Genomic DNA, 20,004 nt, shown 5'->3' on the forward strand with positions numbered 1-20,004 from the left:
AGAATTTAATCATTGGTAATTGCATCTATTTCTTTGCTAACGCTTTGTCCAATAGCTCCTAGTTGATTATACTGATTGATCATTTCATCAAATTGAAAGGCCGCCAAACTAATAACATTTCGGTAAGGAGCGGACGCCGTATATTGCTTAAAGGCCTCATCGTACTCGGATTGGGGCGTTGCCCTCATGCTTAAGGCATCTTGTGTCATAACAGCGGACGCTAAAATTAACGATAGATCGAACTGGGTAGAAAGATAGGCCTCTTGATTCACCATATAATCGTTATAACTTTTCTCGTTTTCGGCAATGACTTCTACTAAACTATGGTATTTGGTCAATAGCGAATCCAACGGGGTATTATTAATCTTTCCAAAATATTCGGAATTTTTTAGGGCTTCATATCCGCCTGTATTCGGTTTAAAATAGAAATCCGCAAAGGCAAGACCACTGAACTTAAAGATATGGAGATTCTCATCTTCTGTCTTATCCAAGATACTTGTACGGGCCTTTTTGCATAAATCGGCTATTTGTGCCCTGCCCTGTGTTATCTCCTCTAGTTGCCGAAGATCTTCCGAAGTGTGGGACTTGATTTTTACTAAATACTCTTTTAAGGCATTGTCATCTTTTCTGGACTGGTTCCAATTGTCAATTTGTAAGGCAATTAATATTCCGATGACAACCAGCACTATTTCACCTATGGCATATAGTGCATATTGTCTAGTCTTATTTTCACCCAATAGTTTAAACCGTATTTTTCGAAAGATCTTCATATTAATTTATGGATTTCAAGAGTTATTCTCTTATTCAGTATTTCAGCCTTACCATACTATTCTAAATTTATATCGGGGGAGTGAAGTTTTGATCTTTCGATTTTTTTTGATGTCCATTTTAATCCGAAAAAAGGCCTTAAAAAAACAACTCTCCGAAGAACAAACTCGTATAAAAGATAGCAAATAATACCGGTAAAGGCAGTAATAGCAATGAATTTTAGCACTGTGGGCATTTCCAAAGGTAATATGAGCATAGCCCCTATATACAGTACGAACATATGAATAATGTACACCGGATATGCTGCCTGGCTTAGGTAACTTAGGATTTTACTTGGTCTGTTCAAGTATTTATAGCCCAACCCAAAAACTCCGAAAATCCAACAATTGGCTTCTATGGCCGTAAGATAACCGGGTGCCTCAGTTGCGAACTCAACATATCTAATGCCATACAGAACGGCTGCTATACCAAGGTAGAAATACCTCCATTTCAAAACGGTCTGCCAGAAGGTTTTACCGCTGTACACAAAGAGAAAACCAAAAAAGAAGGCGAGCAATCCAAGAAAGAAGCCATGCCAGGTCTCCGCATATAGGGCGAATAGCTGGGGTTTTACCAGCAAGGCCTCAACTACAAAAAATATAGAAATCGACAAAGGCCCAACAGGATTACCCATGAATTTGGACAAGACGTTTTTAAATCTTCCATTCTCGTTCTTTTTCAGATAGAAAAATAAGGGCAGTAACAGCAGGACGTATGCAAAAATATTCCCTAGAAACCATAAATGCCCTACATGCGGATAATAGCCCAACGGCATATCATAATACGTCTGAAAAATATACATATGTAAGGTGGTTATAGCTACAAAGCCAAAGACGAAGGGTAAAAGAATACGCTTTGTCCGTTCCAGAATCAATTGCTTCCAGTTTCTCTTGCGCATGGCAAAATAGAGCCCCATACCCGAGACATAGAACAAAAGCGGAATCCGCCAAACATTCAGCATGGTCATAGGTTTCCATAGACCTTCTAGAAACTCATCGCTCCTGATAAACCCTATGAACATGGCCCAAGGTTGAAATATGATGGCAATATGATAGATGAGCAGCAGGCCAATTGCAATAACTCGTAACCAATCAATATCATATCTTCTTTCAGTTTTCACCATGTTTAATTTTAAATCGATTATTGCAACATCATTGCTATGACTGGACGGGTTTTTTCGATTTCCGTCAACTCAATTTGTAAACCTATCGGCCCTAATTGTTGCTGAAGCATTTCATAAATAGGTTTTATTTCTGCAAATGGCCCCATAACACTTTCCCTTGGTGTCATACCAGAGTTGTTTTTAGCGGTCTTATCGGCTTTGGCATCAATAAGTGACTGTACGACTTCGACTCTACAAAAGAATGCGGCCGTATGCAAAGCTGTTGCACCATCGTTATTTTTAGCCGATAAATCCGCACCGGCATCAATAAGGGCTTGCGCAATTTTATGCTTTCCAAAGCTCGCGGCAGTGATTAGTGGTGTGGCCCCGGTCATAGGGTCTTTTTTGTTCAAATCTGTTCCTGCCGAAATATGCTGTTTAACAGCTTCAAGATTGTCCGATAGTATCGCTGTTTGAATATCCATTTCTGGTGCATCAACTACCGACTTGGTTTCGGTACTGGTGGTTACTTCGGTTTTTGATTTACTGCTTGTTTGACCACATGCGGTCGTAAGTAAAAGAAGGCCTAATGACATGTATCCCAAGGTTCTTAATGTGATAATTCTAAATGGTTTATTCATGATTATGTTATTTAATTTTAATAGGTATTCGTGAATCTTTGATTTCATGATTATATTTTTTTTGATTATTGCTATTATTTTTTCTTTAGTAAACGACCTCGGGGCAAGCCCGCAATGCATTCGTAGGAAACGGACTTTTAATTTCGAGGCAAGCCTTGGAGTATTATACCCTTTGGCGGTGCAAATGATTAAAACCAGCTAAAGCCAATTCCTAAACTAAATTGCACCACCTCTCTGTCATTATTATTATCTAGCTTTACACCACCCAGGAGTAATTTGGATTGGACGTTTAAGGCAAATTTGTTTTTTCTGTACACTTCGTAACCCGTGCTCGCCATAACAGCTAAACCCGTATTCCAATCGTCATTTATGTTATCTTCAATATCATATAAGGCAGGGCCATCTAAGGCTAAACCGGCACCACCATGTATCCACCACCGGTCTTTTACCCAGTACTGAACAGAAGGTATAATGCCTCCAAAGTGCCTGTCGTTATCATTAAGCGTGTAAATCATTCCAGGTGCAGAAACGGTAACGGCTAAACGGTTGTTTAGCATATAGCCAAACTTTAATTCAGGAAAAGTGCCACCGCCTTGGGTATCATCAAAACTTTGGGTTCCAGCACTATCTTCTATACTGATTATACCACCACCTAGACCAAATTCGAACATAAAACCATCTCGGTTAAAGCTGTTTTGAGTGTTAGAATTGTTTTGTGCAAATGCTAGTGCAGATATTAAAGTAAAGGCAGCACACGCCACTTTTAACTTAGCTTGTTTTTTGATTGTTTTACTCATGTCTTTGTTATTTAATTTTAATAGGTATTCGTGAATCTTTGATTTCATAATTACATTTTTAATTATTGTTATAATTTTGTTATGGTAAGGGATAGACTTTGATTAGGGCCTACCCCTTTTTCCAAACCAACAAACTAGGCTTCTTAATGAAGGTAAGGTCTGGAATGTGACCAACGGATTCTCTTGCTGTCCTCAAAATGGGTAAAGAAAGTGAACCTTCTAGATTCCGTTGGCGATTGATTGATGCCCGTTTTACTCATGGCTTTGTTATTTAATTTTTATAGGTATTCGTGAATCTTCGATTTCATGACTGTGATTTTATTTGATTACTATTTATTTCAAGCCGTGATTAGCGGTTAAAGTTTCGGTACTGTGCCCATTGGGTTCTTTTGCTTCCGCTAAAGGATGAGAAATACTGTCCTGTTTTAGATTCCGTTGCTGTTCTGTTGACTGATGCTTTCATGCTATTAAGTTTTAAATTGTTTATTATAATTTTGATGTTACAAAGGTTCTATAGAACTTGAAGCAACCCGTATGAGCTATGCGGAAAACTATGTAAAGTTTCAGGAGGCTATGAAAATTATGGCGCAGCGATGTAACTTATGACGCAAAAGATGCTTTTTCCACTAAATCAAAGGCCGCCGGGATAACGCATAATTCTCTATATTTTCCCTAATTTAGAGCCAGCAAAAAACAACATGTCAAATCCATCGGCCAAAAAACCAAACTTTATAGAACAAGCGGAAGCCCTAATTCTGGAAAATTTGGCCAACGAACAATTTGGGGTGTCCGAACTTGCGGAAGCTCTGCACATGAGCCGATCCAACCTGCTCCGGAAGATCAAGAAACAGACACAGCTTTCTGCAAGCCAGTTTATACGTCAAGTCCGTCTTAAGGAAGCAATGAAACTGCTAAAGGAAGATTCTTCAACGGTTTCCGAAATTTCATATCAAGTAGGTTTTGGAAGCACTTCCTATTTCATTAAATGCTTTCGAGAACAGTACGGACATTCTCCTGGGGAGCTTGGAAAAAGTGATGTAGAAGTTGAAATCGAACAGATTAAACCAAACTATTTGAAACTATACCAATGGCCGATTATTGCTGCAACATCCTTAGCACTGATACTTGTAGCCATAATGCTGTTCAATAAAAAGGATGCTATAAATGAACCGAAAATTGAAAAATCCATTGCAGTATTGCCCTTTAAAAATGAGAGCAGCGATTCCACCAATCTTTATTTTGTAAACGGGTTGATGGAATCTGCATTGAACAACCTTCAGAAAATTGAAGACTTGCGGGTCATCAGTAGAACCTCGGTAGAGAAGTACAGAAAAACCGAGAAGGGTATTCCAGAGATTGCCGAAGAACTTGATGTGAACTACTTGGTAGAAGGTAGCGGTCAGCGTGTCGGTGATCAGGTGTTGCTCAACATACAACTGATCGAAGCTTCATCGGACACCCCTATTTGGGTGGAACAATACAATCAGGAAGTAGTGGACATCTTTGCTTTGCAAAACGATGTTGCGAAGAAAATTGCCGATGCCATTGAAGCGGTCGTGACACCGGACGAATTGGAGCAGATTGAAAAGAAGCCTACTGAAAACCTGTTGGCCTATGATTACTACCTACAAGCATTGGATCCTTATTATTCGCGCACGGAAGAAGGCTTGGAAAAGGCCATTTCATTATTCGAAAAAGCTACAGAGCAGGATACAGAGTTTGCCTTGGCGTATGCCAACATCGCTATTTCATACTATCTTCTTGAAATGTCCCAAATCGAAAAACAGTATACCGAAAAGATTAACAGCTTTGCGGATAAGGCATTGCTTTATGATTCAAAATCCGCCGAAAGCCTAGTCGCCAAGGCTTTTTACTACATACAAACAAGGGAGTACCAATTGGCCTTGCCCCATCTTAATAAGGCGCTGGAATATAACCCCAATTCATCTTTGGCGGTGCAAATGCTTGCGGAATTTTATTCTCACATGGTTCCCAATACCAATAAGTACCTAGAGTACGCCTTAAAAGGGGTCCAGCTGAATGTAGCGAGTGATTCAGTTACCCAGAGCTATACATATTTACAACTAAGTAATGCGCTTGTGTCATCAGGCTTTTCAGATGAAGCATTAAAGTATATTAATAGGTCGTTGGATTACAACCCTAAAAACTTTTATGCACCGCATTTAAAGGCATTTATTCTGTTCGCCAAGGATGGTAATATAGAGCAGACCAGAAATATATTATTAAACGAATGGGAGAAGGATACCACTCGGCTTGATATTTTACAGGACATCGGTAAGTTGTATTACATCGACGAAAATTATGAAAGTGCCTATTCCTATTTTAAAAAATTTGTGGAAGCCAGGGAAGCAAATGGACTGAATATTTATCAACAGGAAAACGTCAAAATTGCACAGGTCTATAAAGAGATGGGGTTGGATAATGAAGCTGAGAAACTATTTAACGATTTCTCAGAGTACTGCGAAAGGGATCAATCGATTTATAGAAGTGTAAATCTGGTTTGGAAATACGCTTATGAAGGAAAAATCAATGAGGCCATCGAACAGCTTAGAATATTTTCCGAAACAGAGAATTATCTGTATTGGTTTTTATTAATTGAAGATGAACCTTTGATTCAACCTTTAAAAAGTCATCCCGATTTTGAGGCCATCATGCAAAAAATAAAGGATAGATTTTGGGAAAATCAGACCGAGTTAAAAATGTATCTGGATGAAGAAAGCTTGCTCTAATCCGTTCAAAAGCTTAGCTATTAATTCAATTTTTTCACTTAACATAATTCCAAGTACCGTTTCATTTTATTCTTATTGGTTTTTATAACTTCCTTTTTCTACAAATTCTATCTTTTATGAAGGTCACCTAGTGTAAGAACAATTTCAATTTATCATTACAGATTCTTTTTACCTCTAATCCCTTTTACGCGATAAACCTTTTTCTGGATTCCCCCGCTTACAATGGAATTAAAATTTGAGAATGTTGTGTTGACCGATTTGTTTACCTCTTAAAAGAATTATCCGGTCAAAAAAGCATTTTTAAGAAAAGACCAAAAGATAAAACCTTTTAAAATCAATTAATTATTAGGTTTTAAATGTTAAGAAATATTAAAATAGAGTTAGCAGGATTCGAACCCCTATCTATTACTAATCTTCTCTTATTTAATATTGTGCACATTACAAATATTATTAGGAGAATTTATAGAAGTTCAATATTTTTATAAAGTAAACCGTATACGCTACCGTATACGGTTTACACTAAAACAGTAAAAATATATTTGATAACTACTTGTTTTTCAATAGGTTGTAAAACTAAAAAATAGCGGTTAAAATTCATAACCCGGAGGTCGGGGGATCGTGCCCCCCTCTCGCTACACTAGTAAAATGTGCCAAAACAACGGTTTAGTTCACTCTAAACCGTTTTTTTATGTCTATATTTCAAGAAACAGTTACATTTGAACACGAAAGTGAACACGTTTTAGAACACGATTTGTCTGCAAAAAGTAATTTCTCGACTCCAAAAATCTATACCGCAAAAGGCGATCTTACCAAAAGATGGTATGTTTATTTTTCATTTAGAGATCCAATTACCAAAAAATTGGTACGAATGAAAAATATATATGGAAAAGCAAATAAATATAAAACTAAAGCAGACCGGTTAACCATTTTAACAGCATATAGAAATAACCTCCTTAAATTATTAAAACAAGGTTATAGTCCATTTGAAAATAATGAATCCATAAAAAGAAAAATATCAGAAAATAAATTTATCGAGAGTAAAAATCAATATGAAGCTGATATTAAAACCAACAATTTTATAAATCAAAAAAAGCAAAACATAGCGATGCCTATTGGTGAAGCCTTTGAATTTGTTATGAAATTAAAACAAAATCAGGTTAAACCCCGGACTATACAAGATTACCGACTAAAAACTAAGGCATTTTTAAAATGGTTGTCATCAAACCATCCTCATATTAGTACTATTGATCAATTGACTAAAAAAGTATTATTGGAATTTCTTAATGAAAAAGTCATGAGTACAAGCGCTAGAAACAGAAATAATTTTAGGTTAACTCTTGGTACCATATTACAAACTTTAGAAGAGAATGAAATAATATCATTCAATTTCATAAAGACTATCAAAGTATTGAAATCAATTCCAAATAGAAACAAAACATTTACACAAGAAATTGAAAAGCGTATTTTTAAACACCTAGAAAAAGAAGATCCTATACTTTTATTATATATAAAATTTGTCGCTTATAATTTTTTGAGACCTATTGAAGCATCGAGGTTAAAAATTAAGGATGTTGATATACAGAATAGAACCCTCACTTTTCAAGCCAAAAACAGTAATTTAAAACGTAAAACAATACCTCAAATCTTGTTAGAAGAACTACCGGATTTAACAAATAAAAACCCTGAGCACCTCTTATTTACACCAAATACAATAGGTGGTATATGGAATACAAAGGAGACCAATAGAAGAAATTATTTCTCTAAACGCTTTAAACAAAAAGTAAAAAACCATTTTAATTTAAATGAAGATTTTGGACTTTATAGTTTTAGACATACCTATATTACAAAATTATACCGGAGAATTTTAAGAGACGCAACTCCATTTGAAGCTAAGAGCAAACTAATGCTGATTACAGGGCATAATTCAATGTCAGCCTTAGAAAAATACTTAAGAGATATAGATGCCGAATTAGCACAAGACTATTCAAATCTTTTAAAAGAGTAACATGGATTCTGGAAAAACTTTAAAATACTTAGTTAACCACCTTTATAATCCGCTCTTATTTTATATTCCAAAAAATATAATCCCCAAAGATGAATTATTAAAGTTTAACGGAATTTCTACAGATAATTTTTTTAATACTCCTGTTCTTATTTCCAAAAAGAATTTAATTCATCATGGAATTTCTATAAATGATTATAGGGTTATACTTGAAAAAGCTTCAATATTAAATTACAATCTTCTTAAGTTAATTGATGTTAGAAGAAATTTAAATGTTGAACAGTTTAATACCCTAATAGAAAACTACATTTTACATCTTAGATTTTATCTTTTTATGACAAAATGGATGAATGAACATTTTACTAAATATTGTAAAACCAATCAAAGTTTAAAGAGTTATTTTCAATTACAATATGATTTTTTCAATCAACACAAATTAGCTATTCAAACCAAGTTTAATTTAAATATAGTAGTGGACTTAACATCATCTCAAATTTTAACATATCTAAAAAATGATACACCTACCCCACTTAACAACATTATAAATACAGATAAAAACAGGGACATTAAAAAAGAAACAACTAAAAAGAAGACTGTATTGATTACTGATCAAGAAGCTAGGAATTTTCTTTTAAAAACTGTTTTTGGTTTAAAATATTGATATAAGTCAGTTTTTAAAGTTCGAACTTCTTTATACAAATTTTATACAATAAGTATATTTTAGCGTTAAACTTACGTATATTTAACGCATAATGGATACAAAATATTACGTTTGTCAATATTGTCATGATGAATTTATCCCAAAAAGGAGATATATTCAGAAATTCTGTAGCGCTACTTGTCGATCTAAAGCACATCATCAAAAAAACAAAACAGTTAGTTCCTCAGATAAAAGAGTCATTGGTCCATTAAATAAAATTGAGAAAATGAGTGCTGCAGGTATTGGTAATGCAGCAGCTGGTGCTCTTGCTGCAGATGTGGTTAAAAATTTAATTACAAAAAACCATGATAGACCGGCAACTAAGGGAGATATTTTGGCATTAAGCCAAAAGATTGAACGATTTCATAGAGTTTTAAATATTGCCTTAGGTATAAATGGAGAACTCCCCTATTTTGACATGGTCACTAAAAAAATAGTCTATTTTAAAAACACAATACCTATAAATAAAAACAAGTTTTAGTGTAATCTATACTATCCAACTACATTACTTAATTTAAACATTGGTAAGTACATAGCTACTAAAATAACTCCTACAAAAATACCAATTACAATAATTATCAAAGGTTCCATTAAAGTTGATAACAGCTTAGATTTTTGTTGCACTTCTATTGCATATTGTTGGCTTAACCGCTCAAATATATATTCTGTTTGATTAGTTTCCTCCGCAACTTTAACTAGGGAAATCATTTTATTATCAAATATTTTATTCCCAGCCATACTTTGGTTTAAACTTTTACCAGCCATCACTTCTTTCTCTACATTTTCCAATGCGTTGTTCAAAGTATAAAAATTGATCATTTTATTTACCAATTGAATACTATTTAACATAGGGACTTTTGAAGCTGTCAGCAATGCAACTGCTTGCGTAAATTGTGCTAAATATACAGAGGTAATAAAGCTACCTACATATGGTATTTTCTGTATGAATTTGTCATTCCATTTTTTAAACCAATCTTTTTTTGAAAAAACATTTCTTAAGATTAGTATTAATATGATAAAAACAAGTACCAACCACCCATAATCTTTGATAAAGTTAGAGGCATTGATAATCATTTTGGTAATAGTTGGTAATTCCACACCGTTTTGCTTAAAAATATCCTCGAACATCGGCACCACCATTCGCAACATAAATACTAACACTAAAACTGCAGTACAGAGAATAATTATTGGATACGTTAATGCGCTCATTAGATTTCTATGCTGTTCATTTTTACGTTCATAAAACTTACCCAATTCCTCTACTATCTTTGGCAATGTTCCTGTTTCCTCCCCTATTTTTATGGAGTAATATTCATATTCAGTAAACTCCGGTTTGTTTTTTAAAACTTCAAAAAAACTTTGACCTGCCAGTAAGGCATCTTCCATTTTGGTAAATATTGCAATTTGCTTCTCCTTCTTCTGGTTTCCTTGAATTAGGGCGATGGCATCTTTTAATTGAATTCCCGCATTAAGTAGAACAGCCAATTCCGAATAAAAATCCTCTTTCCTCTTACTACCGAATGACTTCCCGAATGTGATTTCTTTTTGCAACAAATTGTTCAACCAGTCCTGATCAGAGGATGCTTGAGCATTTTTAACAGTTTGTTCTAATTTAAAACCACTCATTTTTGTTTATTTATATAGGTAACCGGGGTATTCTCTTTAAAAGCAAAAATTTCTTGATGCCCTGTTTCCTTACTTGTTGTTATAGAAATGGCATCTATCTCACCATACAAAACCTGTTGATTATCAAAATAGAATGCTATAGATTCAATTTCAATTTCCAAATTTTCATTGCTGATACTACTTTTATTTAATACTTCATACGTTCTTTCTCCCATCTCATTTGAAAAACGCAACACATTATTCTTATTATCAAAATGAACGTAGGAATACATACTGAAATCTATCCAAAGGGATTGTCGGAACTGATTTACATCCGTTTTCATGGTGTAAATAGTTTCAATGCTTCCCATTTGTCTTTGTACTAAATTTAGAACGGTAAATGCCATTCCTACGACTACAGTGGTTATGATTAAAACAACCATCATCTCCTGCAATGAAAATGCCTCTATTTTAGTTTGTCTAATCTTCATGTAACAGTGATTTTGTAAAGCTTATATGTGTTTTACTATTTGTTGCCACCAATAATACAACTTGACCTTTCTGCCTAGAATCTTTGGAAATGGATATTTCCCAAAGTTCAAAATCTTCTTGGTATGGTAAATGAATAGCATTATGCATAAATTCGTATTCTAATTTATGCATTCGCTCTTCAATCTTTTCTGTGTTGTGTATTATATTAGTAGTAACGATGTTGTTCAACACCATACTTGAAATCATAAAAATGATAACAATCAACACGGTTGCTACCAATGTTTCCATTAATGACGAAGCTTGTATTTTCTTTAATAAAGCCATTTCATCACTTTTTTATTCCCTTCCCTAGATGCTAATAAAATACCTGTGTAGGTATAGGACAAATTTTCACTATTAATAGTCCCGTTATAAATATGGTTTTGATACACGGTTCCGTTTTCCAAGGCTATAAATCCATCGGTTGAAACCATTCCATTTATAGTTCCTTTTAATTCTACATTTTTGGTACAATAAACTTCTCCATTGACAATGGTATTTTTTTCGATTTTTAGTTCGGGGATGTATTGTTTGATCTTAGCTTCGTCCAAAACCATAACCATACCGCTCACATTGGTGTTGGAATCCAAATAGATACTTGATATTTGGTTAAACTGTGACTGGCCTTTTTGTTCTACCGCTGCAACTGCATATTTTTTGTTCACCAATAATGCCGTAGGATATTCTAGGTTACAATTTTTACCCACCTTAATAGATTCTGTTGCAATTGCCTGAAAAACACCATTTACGCTATTATGTATTTCTATTTCTGGTCCTATCAATAGTACATCATTAAGCCTTGCACTGGCTTCTACTATAATTTTATCATCTGCTACAATAATGATATTACCCGTTAACTTGATATTCTTTAAGTGTACTAATCTGTCCTTATAAATAACGGTTTCAACTTCAAATGAATTTTGTATTCCCTCCTTAGGTAGTCTATTTAAAAGTTTTCCTTTAGGCACATCCTTTTTATTCGCCAAACGATTCATTTGGTTCTCCAGTTCTGGGGCCAAATTGGGTAGAACTGCGTTACTCTTCATACTTTTCCCGTAAAGTAATTGCGATCTGTAGTATGAATTTCCTGCGATGTTACCCATCTTTAGGCCTTGTTCGGGTAGATAGGCTGTTCCGGTGATTTTAGTATTGCCTGCTAATACAACAGGGCGCTGATGGTCATTCACGTAAAGTGCCGGAAGTTCCTCTTCATCCTTACCTCCAATTAAAGCTGTTTTGGTATGGTTAGTATTTTTATGAGAGGTAAGTACCGTTCTTTTCTCGAATACACCCCAAAATTCCCGTTTTACGGAAATGGTAATGGGTATGTCACTTACTCTATCTATAGGGTGACTAACCTCTAAAGAAAAATCATCCATTAAGGAGGCTGCCATTCCATAATCCGCACTTCTTAGTACTTCTATCAGTACATCGGTCTTTTTCTCAAAGTGCTGATGCGTATACGTCAATAATAAAAAGGACATTAATAACACTGCTATAATAGCTCCTACAAAAAGTACAAACTGAAGTGCTCCTGCCTTTATTTTTCGTAGAATAATCATTGAATTAGGGAAATCTTTTCAGAAATACCTTTATATACTACCTTTATGTAGTTTTTAGTACCCTGAACCAATTTGACTTCTTGATAGGTATCGTTGAGGCTCATCATCTGCTGCTGACCATCAATGGTTACAAAGAATATTTTTTGATTATTTCCTTTATCGGTAATAAAACCAGTGTAGGTGACGTTCCTTTTGGGAACTTCTTTTTTCACCGGTTTAACAGCGGTTTTACGTATACCGCTTTTTGGTTTTTTTATCGTACCTAAAAAAGGATCACGGTAATCTGCAACAATGCTAAAACTCTCTCTTTCCTTTATTATTTTAGGAACAAATTTTTCACTGGAATCAACTAATTGGGGGATGTTTGTAGATGGATTTATAGCATTCACAAACTTGTACCCTATCATTCCCCACACGAGTAGTACAAGGGCTAAAAGAAGGTATGTTTTGTGTTGCTTTTTCACTGTTATATTAATTTCCAGAAGTTTGAACCGTAAATGAATGCGTTGTATACTCCGTCTCAAAATCACTATTCAAAGCCTTTACACGCCATTCATACCCATTATCTAATAAGGACTTGGTGAATCTTGTACCTAGATAAGTGCTATCGACAACAACCAAGGTATCTATAACTATCTGAGAAGCGGCTGAAAAACTGGGTTGTGCCACTTGAATATGATAGCTCTTTGCTTCAAACACTTCGTTCCAGGTAAAATTTACATTGGCCTGTGTAACCACCGTACTATCAGATGGAGCCAAAAGCATTACTTCTTCTCCTGAAATATCTGGAACCTCTAAAAGTTCTTCACAACTGCTTAGGAATACAATCGTTGAGATGAACAGTATTGAACTAAAAATGCGCATACTTATAATTTTAGAAATGATTGAAGTTCATCTAATTTTTTGGCATCCTTTTCGGTGCCATCGGGACATTTTCCATTATCGTTAAAGGTTTCAATTACAGGATTTCCATAAATATTTTCACCCCAACATACGCCCATTAAACTATAATCGAACAGTTCATTTTTAGGCAGGTTTATAATATGTCTTTGATTTTCCTTTACCACCTCAATCTGTAATATTCCGTTGGTATCGGTCATTAAAAACAAACCATCTGCTTTGGTTAGTTCTTGCACAAGCGCAACATCTAAAACCACAGAAATAGACGAAACCATTTTGCAATTGGCATCCTTTTCTAAGTAGCTTTTGACGGCTTTATTAATTTCATTATTTAAAGCTTCCTTTAAACCTATTCTATCCTCAATAGTCAAGAGCGTATAACTAGGTTTGTTTGCTATAGAATCTACATAGGTAATGGAGCTTTTAGCACCGCTCAACTCCTTAACATTCATATATGCTTTAAAAGTGCTTTTTGTAAAAGGAATAATCTGAATATTTAATGCGATTGGTTTTTCCAAAACAGCATGCCCTATTGGTATAAACTCGGTTTTTAAAACAGTACCATGTTCTTTTCCAATAGTTCCAGTAAAAGGGAAATTGCCTTCCTTAACGGCAAGAGATTTAATACTATTACATGATACTAGCATACATGTCAAGAGCATGAAAACGTAGGTTTGCTTCATTAGATTTGGTTTTCTTATTAATTGATTCCCTATTTTAAAGGAAATCATAATTTCAATTGTACCTTATTGCCACAAATTTTCATCCTAACTACAACGAAATAATTAGAGAAGTGTTGTATTTAAGCCACTTAAAATAAAATCAACGTTTTAAGGTAAAATGCCCGGTCATTGTCTGATTAGTACCATATTGATAGTTGAACCAATAATCCGATGCGGGTAACGGATTTCCATTATAGCTTCCATCCCACCCTTTTGAATTTGGGGATACTTGTACTATGAATTTACCGTAGCGGTCATAAATGAACAGCCGAGACGCCGGGTAAAGCTCCGCACCAATGATGTTCCAAAATTCATTCTTTCCATCTCCATTTGGGGTAAAAAAACGTTGATAGCCAATGGCGATTATTTCTTCGGATAGCATTCTACACTCCAATAAATCCCTAACGAACACTGTATGCTTTCCAGGGAAGACCACAAATTCATTACTGGCTTGATAGTTTTCACCATCTACCGAATATTCAAATGGTCCCGTTCCTTTTGCGGTAACTGTAATATCTATCTGATCTGAAAATCCGTTGACCTCAACTTCCATGCTTTCCGGTGCCCCAGATGATAATACCTCAAATGAACGGGAGTTTTCACAACGTACCCCATTTGTAGTTTGGCTTACGGTTAATTGATATGTACCTAAAACCGAAACATTAAAATTTCTGTTAGTACCTAGTTCTACACCTTCGGAACTTTGCCATGACCAGGTCTCAAAATCGCCACCGTCGATGACCAAAGCGGGACTATCAGGACAAATGACATAACGTTCTTCTAAAACGGGTTGTGGTAATGGGTTTACCGTAATTTCGAACGAAGTCATAGCATAGCAGCTTTCTAAAGTATTCCTTTCTACACGGACATATATCGTTTCTTGAGCTTGAGAGTTTACATATGCAGTTGCGCTTAACTCATTTTTGCTATTTTCGGCATCCGATTGAGATGTATAATATGCTACAGTAAATTCAATTGGGTCTTGGCTTCCTAATATTTCCAAGTTCTTTTGGGAAAGGTCTATCGACTGGCTTCCTGTTTCATTTACATCGCAACCAATTATTGGTGTTGGAGCAATGGCAAACGGAGTTTCAAAAACTTCCAATTCAAAACTATCAGTCACAAAACATGCCGTATGTAAACTATTCTCTATACGATAGAAAATAGTTTGTGGGTTTGAAATGTTCGTATAGGTTCCAGTTATTTCATTCTGGGCCAAATTTGCATCTGCCAAGGTCTCGTAATAGCGGACTGAAAAAGCAGTAGGGTTTTGACCTTCTAAAATTTCAATGTTTTTTTCGATAAAATCAAAACTTGATATGCCATCCATATCATCCTCACAAACATTCCAATCCATAACCGTTTGTAGTTGTGGTATATCATAAACCAGTAGTTTAAAAGAAGTAGTTGCATAGCAATTGATGTCTGAAACATTAGCTACCCGTACAAAGATTGTTTGACTACTAGCAACGGTATTGGTAAAGGAATTTGGCAAGGGATTTAAACCGGTGTCAGCCTCTGCTAAAGTTGTATGATAGCTTACCGATAGTGCACTCGCACTCTGGGCGCCAATGATTTCAGGTTCAGCATCCGCAAGGCTAAACGTTGAAAAACCATCGTTATCATCATCACAGTTTTCCAAATTACTTGGCATATTGGCAATAACGGCAGCATTTACTTCTATTAAAAAACTACCTGTTCTATAACATTCGCGGTAGGTACTGTTCTCTATGCGATAATAAATGGTTTCGCTTACTGTAGTATTGGTATAGATCGGACCAATAGTATTTAATCCCTGATCCGCATCAGTTTGGTTGTTGTAAAAGGATGTAATAAATACGGCACTGTCCTGCCCGTTTAAAATTTCAGCTTGTTTATCCGTAAAATTGAACTCATAAAACCCATCCATATCATCATCACACACGTTCCAATCGGTAACGGTTTGTTGTTCTGGTGTGTTATATACTAAAAGTTCAAAAGAGGTGGTTGCATAACAATTGGTATCAGAGACATTTTCAACTCGAGTATATATGGTTTGATTACCTGAAACACTATTGGTATAAGAAATAGGTAACGAATTTAAATTGCCCTCAGCATCAGTCATTGTAGCGTGATAGCTAATGGATAAACTACTCGCACGCTGTGCGCCAATAATTTCCGGTTCAGTATCAGCAAGATTAAAGGTGGTAAACCCATCGTTATCATCATCACAGATTTCTAAATTACTTGGAGTATTTGCCGTAACTCCTGGACTTACCTCAATCATAAAACTTCCCGTTCTAAAACAGGTAGGATGCGTACTGTTTTGGAACCGAACAAAAATTTCTTCGGTTGGTAATGTATTGGTGTAGTTTACTGGCAACACATTGGCACCAGCATCAGCATCGGCCTGAGAAGCAAAATATAATATTTCAAATGTAGTTTCATCCTGACCATTAAAAATCTCCGTGTTTTTTAAAGATAAATCAAAAGTGTAATGTCCATCGGTATCGTCATCGCAAACTGTCCAATCGGTTATGGTATCTACTATGGGTGCTTCCCGTGCAATGATATTGAACTGTGTGGTATCATAGCATTGACCATTGTTGGCATTGGATACTCGTACATAAACGGGTGTACTCCCTAAAGGAAAGGGATGAACAGCTTCCAAGGCATTGGTATTCGCATCTGCATCTGCCTGTGAAAGAAAATAATCTACGGTAAAAATAGTAGGAGCTTGTGTACCCAAAACCGAGGGGTTAAATGAAGGTAAATCAATGTTATAGCTGTTTTGAGTAATGCAACCTTCTAAATCTGCCAAGGGTACTGCAACAGGGGTTTCATAAATTGTAATGTCCTTGGTTTCTGTTTTGGTCTCCGAAGCTGTGGTAACGGTTACGGAAACAGTATAATCACCCGAAACTGCATAGGTGTGACTTGGGTTTTCTAAGGTGGATGTGGTACCGTCTCCAAAATCCCATACCATAGAAATTGGACTGGCGCTAATAGCACTTTCAAACGTGGTGGGGCTTCCTTCACATAATCCGTCCACCATAATATCCACCTGAAAATAACTGGTAATAAATGGCGGTAAACCTAAAATAATTGTTCTACCCCCTAAATCAATTGCACTATAATTTAAAGTACTTAGTGCCCCTTGCTCATTAGGGTTTTCAATTACACTTAAAGTTGGTCTCTCCATGTCTGCCATATAGATTTTACCATCTATACCCAACTGTAGTGCGCCAAAAATTAATGACGATGTATTTAATTGTACAACTGAACTCCTTATATCTGCTGCTTCTAAATCATATTGATAAAGATCAGTTGTTAATGAACTTGAAATGTATAAAAATCTACTTGAGGGTGAAAATTCTACCCCATAAAATAATTTATAGTGCTCTGAAAAATCTAGTAACGTTTGGGCGTTCGTTAAAATTCCTGTGGCGGAATCAAAATCCATTACATCCACATTTAAGCCATTATGAGCAGCTGCTACTTTTTTTCCATCTGGGGAAGCCTTAAGATAACCTATCGCGTGAATATTTGATTGAAAAAAATAGGTTGTCAAATTAATCCCTACATTGGATATTACGGGAGTGGTATCTACACCAGTTGGCGTAACCCTATATGCTAAATATGCATCGCCAAAAGCATCATGTGTCAAAACCCAAATATCTGTACCATTTGCATGCTTTACAGCCGTAAGTTTTTCTGCTGCTGGCGTAACTAACTGTATATTCTTTTGAATAATATCGCCCAGTCCCCCATCTAAGGAAATATCCACTACTGAATAATTTATTCCATTAGCTTCCTTTATTTTATCTGCCGTAAAAATATAGAACTGTGTTGGAATACCAGGATGTGGAACAATAATTGCCGATTGTGTTGAAGATGGATCCCCTAACAAGCCTGTACCGTTGGGCATGGCTTGGTGATTACGGTTCCAAACGGTAATACCATCCGTATAAAAAAGTAAACTACCATTGTTATCCGATATGGTAGCACATCCTTCTCTTGTACTCAAAGCACCATCTAACAAAGTGACAGGAGCACCCGTATTAAAATCTAGCCCCGCATTTTCGCCAAAATACCATATAGCGGCCTCTTTTTGAGCATTGACGAAAAAACCAGTTATTATAAAAAATACGACTAGGTGAAAACGTAGGTTCAAGCGTGGTTAGGTTTTGGTTTACTAGTACAAAATACCCCTATTTTATGGCTGTACAAAGGCATTACTATAAAACGTAGGAAAAAACGGTAAATTGTATAAAGCTAAAACCATATTTATCCATTTTACAAAGTGTGAAAAACAGATTACTTCGAAATAGAAATTAATAATTTCAATAGTTCTTATCTAATTCCTCTAAGCGTTTGTAGACGGCATTTAAAGTTTTATGAGGTGTGCTATACCCCTCTACATCATAATAAAAACCCTTAAACTCAAATGTTGCGCACCATTTGGTATTTTCATTAATTCTCTTAAACCTCCAAAGACCTATGAGATTATTCTCAACTTTTTTAAATTTATCTTCCAAACTTAATTTTACCATTCTCATCTATTTTAAAACTTCCTTTAGATACTATAAGAAACCATATACAATCACCTTCCTTACAGCCAGGATCTGTTTTTTTAAAGCCATACTTACTAACCAACCTTAGGCCATCTTGAGTAACAGGTCTAGTAAATAAAGTAAAAGAATAATGCTTATTAATTTGATATAAATGGTCTAAGAATTCTTTTAAAACCACACCCTTATAAAAATTTTCTCTGTAAAATACACTCGGTAGAATACCAATACTACCTAAATAGTAATTTTTAGCGTATACAGTTTGCCCTAAAATTCTATTTTGAGAAAGTATTCTACCATCTAGATTATTATTTAGAAGATGAGACTTATACCTTTGCATCATAGGAAATAGTTCAAAGAAACCAATTGTTACAGATTTATCATCTTTACCTGGTACCACAAGCTCTTTACAAACAAGAAGTATTGTGTTTTCATTTTTAGCGTGTATTTTTTTTAACTCATTTAAATTTAATAAATCCGGACCAAAGAGCTTTATAAAGTCATTGTACAAGGTATCTATTTCTGAGTTTAAAGCAGGTCTTACAAAATACCTACTTCCTTTAAAATCTGAATGAAATTCTTTTGCTCTTGTAAAAAACCTTGCGCTTTGTATTTTCAAGTAACAGTATTCTAAAACTGGTCCAATAAATATCATAAAAGCAGTTTGTGGCCAGTAGGTTTTAAAAAACTCGACATTGAAAATAGTACCCACAATAACAATTATAATTAGGATAATATAGTAGCTAAATAAGAAAATTGACATTGTCTTAATCATAACACACTCTTAATCACTTAAAAATCATAAAAAAAAAATTAAACAATCAACAAAATCAAATTTTACTTCATTCTAATTGCTTTTGTAAATTCCCCACCGCTGGCGCAAGCGTCTCGCTTGTGCCCTACAATTTGTTTACTTACTATAAATCTATCATACTCAAATTTATTCCTTCATAATAATTTGAAATGGTGTAAGATATTCAGCATAATTTCTTGTATAGCTATACTTTCAATCAATTTGGTTGGCTACAAAATCTGATTCCATAGGTTAATTATGAATAAAGTCCATCTTTTGTTTTATTAATTTTCTACTCCACAATTTTATTGGCTAATTATATTGCTATTAGAACTGCCCTTTGGCAACATTACTTTTTTTTCTTATCGCTCTTTCCATCATCCAAATCTGCCATGCCTGTATGGCAGGCAGGCATTCCTTTCTTCTTTCTTGAGCATTTTTTTCTATTGCTTTTATCAATTTTCTAGCTGTGAAACCTTTAAAATATTTTAAAAAAACTAGAAATGTCTTAATGGCTTGACCAGAAAATAAAATGCACCGGA

General features: G+C 35.1%; 19 protein-coding genes. 4 read left to right on the plus strand and 15 right to left on the minus strand.

Annotated features, from left to right (window positions below; genetic code table 11):
* Positions 1–5: 5 nt before the first annotated feature.
* The 4 genes from CHB68_RS17885 to CHB68_RS17900 form a co-directional block, all read right to left on the minus strand.
* On the minus strand, positions 6–770 hold the full coding sequence (locus CHB68_RS17885; protein ID WP_089263213.1) for a DUF6090 family protein: 765 nt from the start codon (positions 768–770) through the stop codon (positions 6–8).
* A 56-nt stretch (positions 771–826) separates the two neighbouring features.
* A complete protein-coding gene (locus CHB68_RS17890; protein WP_089263254.1) occupies positions 827–1,927 on the minus strand; it encodes an acyltransferase family protein in 1,101 nt (366 codons plus the stop codon).
* Between the two features lie 20 nt (positions 1,928–1,947).
* Entirely contained in the window at positions 1,948–2,505 is a 558-nt protein-coding gene (locus CHB68_RS17895) for an ankyrin repeat domain-containing protein (protein WP_089263256.1), read from the minus strand.
* A 233-nt stretch (positions 2,506–2,738) separates the two neighbouring features.
* Positions 2,739–3,347 carry a hypothetical protein gene (locus tag CHB68_RS17900; protein WP_089263258.1) on the minus strand — a complete coding sequence of 203 codons (609 nt, stop codon included), beginning with the start codon at positions 3,345–3,347 and terminating at the stop codon, positions 2,739–2,741.
* A gap of 698 nt (positions 3,348–4,045) precedes the next feature.
* On the opposite strand from CHB68_RS17900, the gene CHB68_RS17905 reads away from it, so the two are divergent.
* From CHB68_RS17905 to CHB68_RS17920, 4 genes are all read left to right on the plus strand, one after another.
* Positions 4,046–6,097: a helix-turn-helix domain-containing protein gene (locus CHB68_RS17905; protein ID WP_089263215.1), complete on the plus strand. Its 2,052-nt coding sequence runs from the start codon at positions 4,046–4,048 to the stop codon at positions 6,095–6,097.
* Between the two features lie 688 nt (positions 6,098–6,785).
* On the plus strand, positions 6,786–8,102 hold the full coding sequence (locus tag CHB68_RS17910; protein ID WP_089263217.1) for a tyrosine-type recombinase/integrase: 1,317 nt from the start codon (positions 6,786–6,788) through the stop codon (positions 8,100–8,102).
* A 1-nt stretch (position 8,103) separates the two neighbouring features.
* A complete protein-coding gene (locus CHB68_RS17915) occupies positions 8,104–8,760 on the plus strand; it encodes a hypothetical protein (RefSeq protein ID WP_089263219.1) in 657 nt (218 codons plus the stop codon).
* A 91-nt stretch (positions 8,761–8,851) separates the two neighbouring features.
* Positions 8,852–9,280, plus strand: a complete 429-nt coding sequence (locus CHB68_RS17920) for a hypothetical protein (protein WP_089263221.1) — start codon at positions 8,852–8,854, stop codon at positions 9,278–9,280.
* Positions 9,281–9,291: 11 nt separating this feature from the next.
* On the opposite strand, the gene CHB68_RS17925 is transcribed toward CHB68_RS17920, so the two are convergent.
* The 11 genes from CHB68_RS17925 to CHB68_RS18810 form a co-directional block, all read right to left on the minus strand.
* Complete coding sequence (locus CHB68_RS17925) at positions 9,292–10,425, minus strand: type II secretion system F family protein (protein ID WP_089263223.1); 1,134 nt, start codon at positions 10,423–10,425, stop codon at positions 9,292–9,294.
* Positions 10,422–10,895: a hypothetical protein gene (locus CHB68_RS17930; protein WP_089263225.1), complete on the minus strand. Its 474-nt coding sequence runs from the start codon at positions 10,893–10,895 to the stop codon at positions 10,422–10,424. The genes CHB68_RS17925 and CHB68_RS17930 overlap by 4 nt, the downstream gene beginning before the upstream one ends.
* On the minus strand, positions 10,885–11,220 hold the full coding sequence (locus CHB68_RS17935; protein ID WP_089263227.1) for a hypothetical protein: 336 nt from the start codon (positions 11,218–11,220) through the stop codon (positions 10,885–10,887). The genes CHB68_RS17930 and CHB68_RS17935 overlap by 11 nt, the downstream gene beginning before the upstream one ends.
* Positions 11,208–12,497: a hypothetical protein gene (locus CHB68_RS17940; protein ID WP_089263229.1), complete on the minus strand. Its 1,290-nt coding sequence runs from the start codon at positions 12,495–12,497 to the stop codon at positions 11,208–11,210. Before CHB68_RS17940 ends, CHB68_RS17935 begins: the two co-directional genes overlap by 13 nt.
* Entirely contained in the window at positions 12,494–12,961 is a 468-nt protein-coding gene (locus CHB68_RS17945) for a hypothetical protein (protein ID WP_218822518.1), read from the minus strand. The genes CHB68_RS17940 and CHB68_RS17945 overlap by 4 nt, the downstream gene beginning before the upstream one ends.
* 7 nt (positions 12,962–12,968) lie before the next feature.
* Positions 12,969–13,361 (minus strand): hypothetical protein, encoded by a 393-nt coding sequence (locus tag CHB68_RS17950; RefSeq protein WP_089263232.1) that lies wholly within the window; start codon positions 13,359–13,361, stop codon positions 12,969–12,971.
* Between the two features lie 2 nt (positions 13,362–13,363).
* Positions 13,364–14,080: a hypothetical protein gene (locus CHB68_RS17955; RefSeq protein WP_143815235.1), complete on the minus strand. Its 717-nt coding sequence runs from the start codon at positions 14,078–14,080 to the stop codon at positions 13,364–13,366.
* Positions 14,081–14,219: 139 nt separating this feature from the next.
* A complete protein-coding gene (locus CHB68_RS17960; protein WP_089263236.1) occupies positions 14,220–18,272 on the minus strand; it encodes a T9SS type B sorting domain-containing protein in 4,053 nt (1,350 codons plus the stop codon).
* A gap of 169 nt (positions 18,273–18,441) precedes the next feature.
* The gene (locus tag CHB68_RS17965) at positions 18,442–18,651 is read right to left on the minus strand and encodes a hypothetical protein (RefSeq protein ID WP_089263238.1); all 210 of its coding nucleotides are present in this window, start codon (positions 18,649–18,651) and stop codon (positions 18,442–18,444) included.
* Entirely contained in the window at positions 18,626–19,381 is a 756-nt protein-coding gene (locus CHB68_RS17970) for a hypothetical protein (protein ID WP_143815236.1), read from the minus strand. Before CHB68_RS17970 ends, CHB68_RS17965 begins: the two co-directional genes overlap by 26 nt.
* Positions 19,382–19,789: 408 nt before the next feature.
* A complete protein-coding gene (locus CHB68_RS18810) occupies positions 19,790–19,921 on the minus strand; it encodes a hypothetical protein (protein ID WP_262494242.1) in 132 nt (43 codons plus the stop codon).
* Positions 19,922–20,004 lie beyond the last annotated feature (83 nt).

The organism is Maribacter sedimenticola (genome assembly GCF_900188415.1).
GTDB classification, from domain to species: domain Bacteria; phylum Bacteroidota; class Bacteroidia; order Flavobacteriales; family Flavobacteriaceae; genus Maribacter; species Maribacter sedimenticola.

Coding starts and splice junctions, on each gene's coding strand:
- CHB68_RS17950 (WP_089263232.1), bottom strand. CDS start 13,361: ATGCGCATTTTTAGTTCAATACTGTTCATCTCAACGATTGTATTCCTA.
- CHB68_RS17915 (WP_089263219.1), top strand. CDS start 8,104: ATGGATTCTGGAAAAACTTTAAAATACTTAGTTAACCACCTTTATAAT.
- CHB68_RS17935 (WP_089263227.1), bottom strand. CDS start 11,220: ATGGCTTTATTAAAGAAAATACAAGCTTCGTCATTAATGGAAACATTG.
- CHB68_RS17955 (WP_143815235.1), bottom strand. CDS start 14,080: ATGAAGCAAACCTACGTTTTCATGCTCTTGACATGTATGCTAGTATCA.
- CHB68_RS17940 (WP_089263229.1), bottom strand. CDS start 12,497: ATGATTATTCTACGAAAAATAAAGGCAGGAGCACTTCAGTTTGTACTT.
- CHB68_RS17925 (WP_089263223.1), bottom strand. CDS start 10,425: ATGAGTGGTTTTAAATTAGAACAAACTGTTAAAAATGCTCAAGCATCC.
- CHB68_RS17920 (WP_089263221.1), top strand. CDS start 8,852: ATGGATACAAAATATTACGTTTGTCAATATTGTCATGATGAATTTATC.
- CHB68_RS17965 (WP_089263238.1), bottom strand. CDS start 18,651: ATGGTAAAATTAAGTTTGGAAGATAAATTTAAAAAAGTTGAGAATAAT.
- CHB68_RS17930 (WP_089263225.1), bottom strand. CDS start 10,895: ATGAAGATTAGACAAACTAAAATAGAGGCATTTTCATTGCAGGAGATG.
- CHB68_RS17905 (WP_089263215.1), top strand. CDS start 4,046: ATGTCAAATCCATCGGCCAAAAAACCAAACTTTATAGAACAAGCGGAA.
- CHB68_RS17910 (WP_089263217.1), top strand. CDS start 6,786: ATGTCTATATTTCAAGAAACAGTTACATTTGAACACGAAAGTGAACAC.
- CHB68_RS17895 (WP_089263256.1), bottom strand. CDS start 2,505: ATGTCATTAGGCCTTCTTTTACTTACGACCGCATGTGGTCAAACAAGC.
- CHB68_RS17885 (WP_089263213.1), bottom strand. CDS start 770: ATGAAGATCTTTCGAAAAATACGGTTTAAACTATTGGGTGAAAATAAG.
- CHB68_RS17900 (WP_089263258.1), bottom strand. CDS start 3,347: ATGAGTAAAACAATCAAAAAACAAGCTAAGTTAAAAGTGGCGTGTGCT.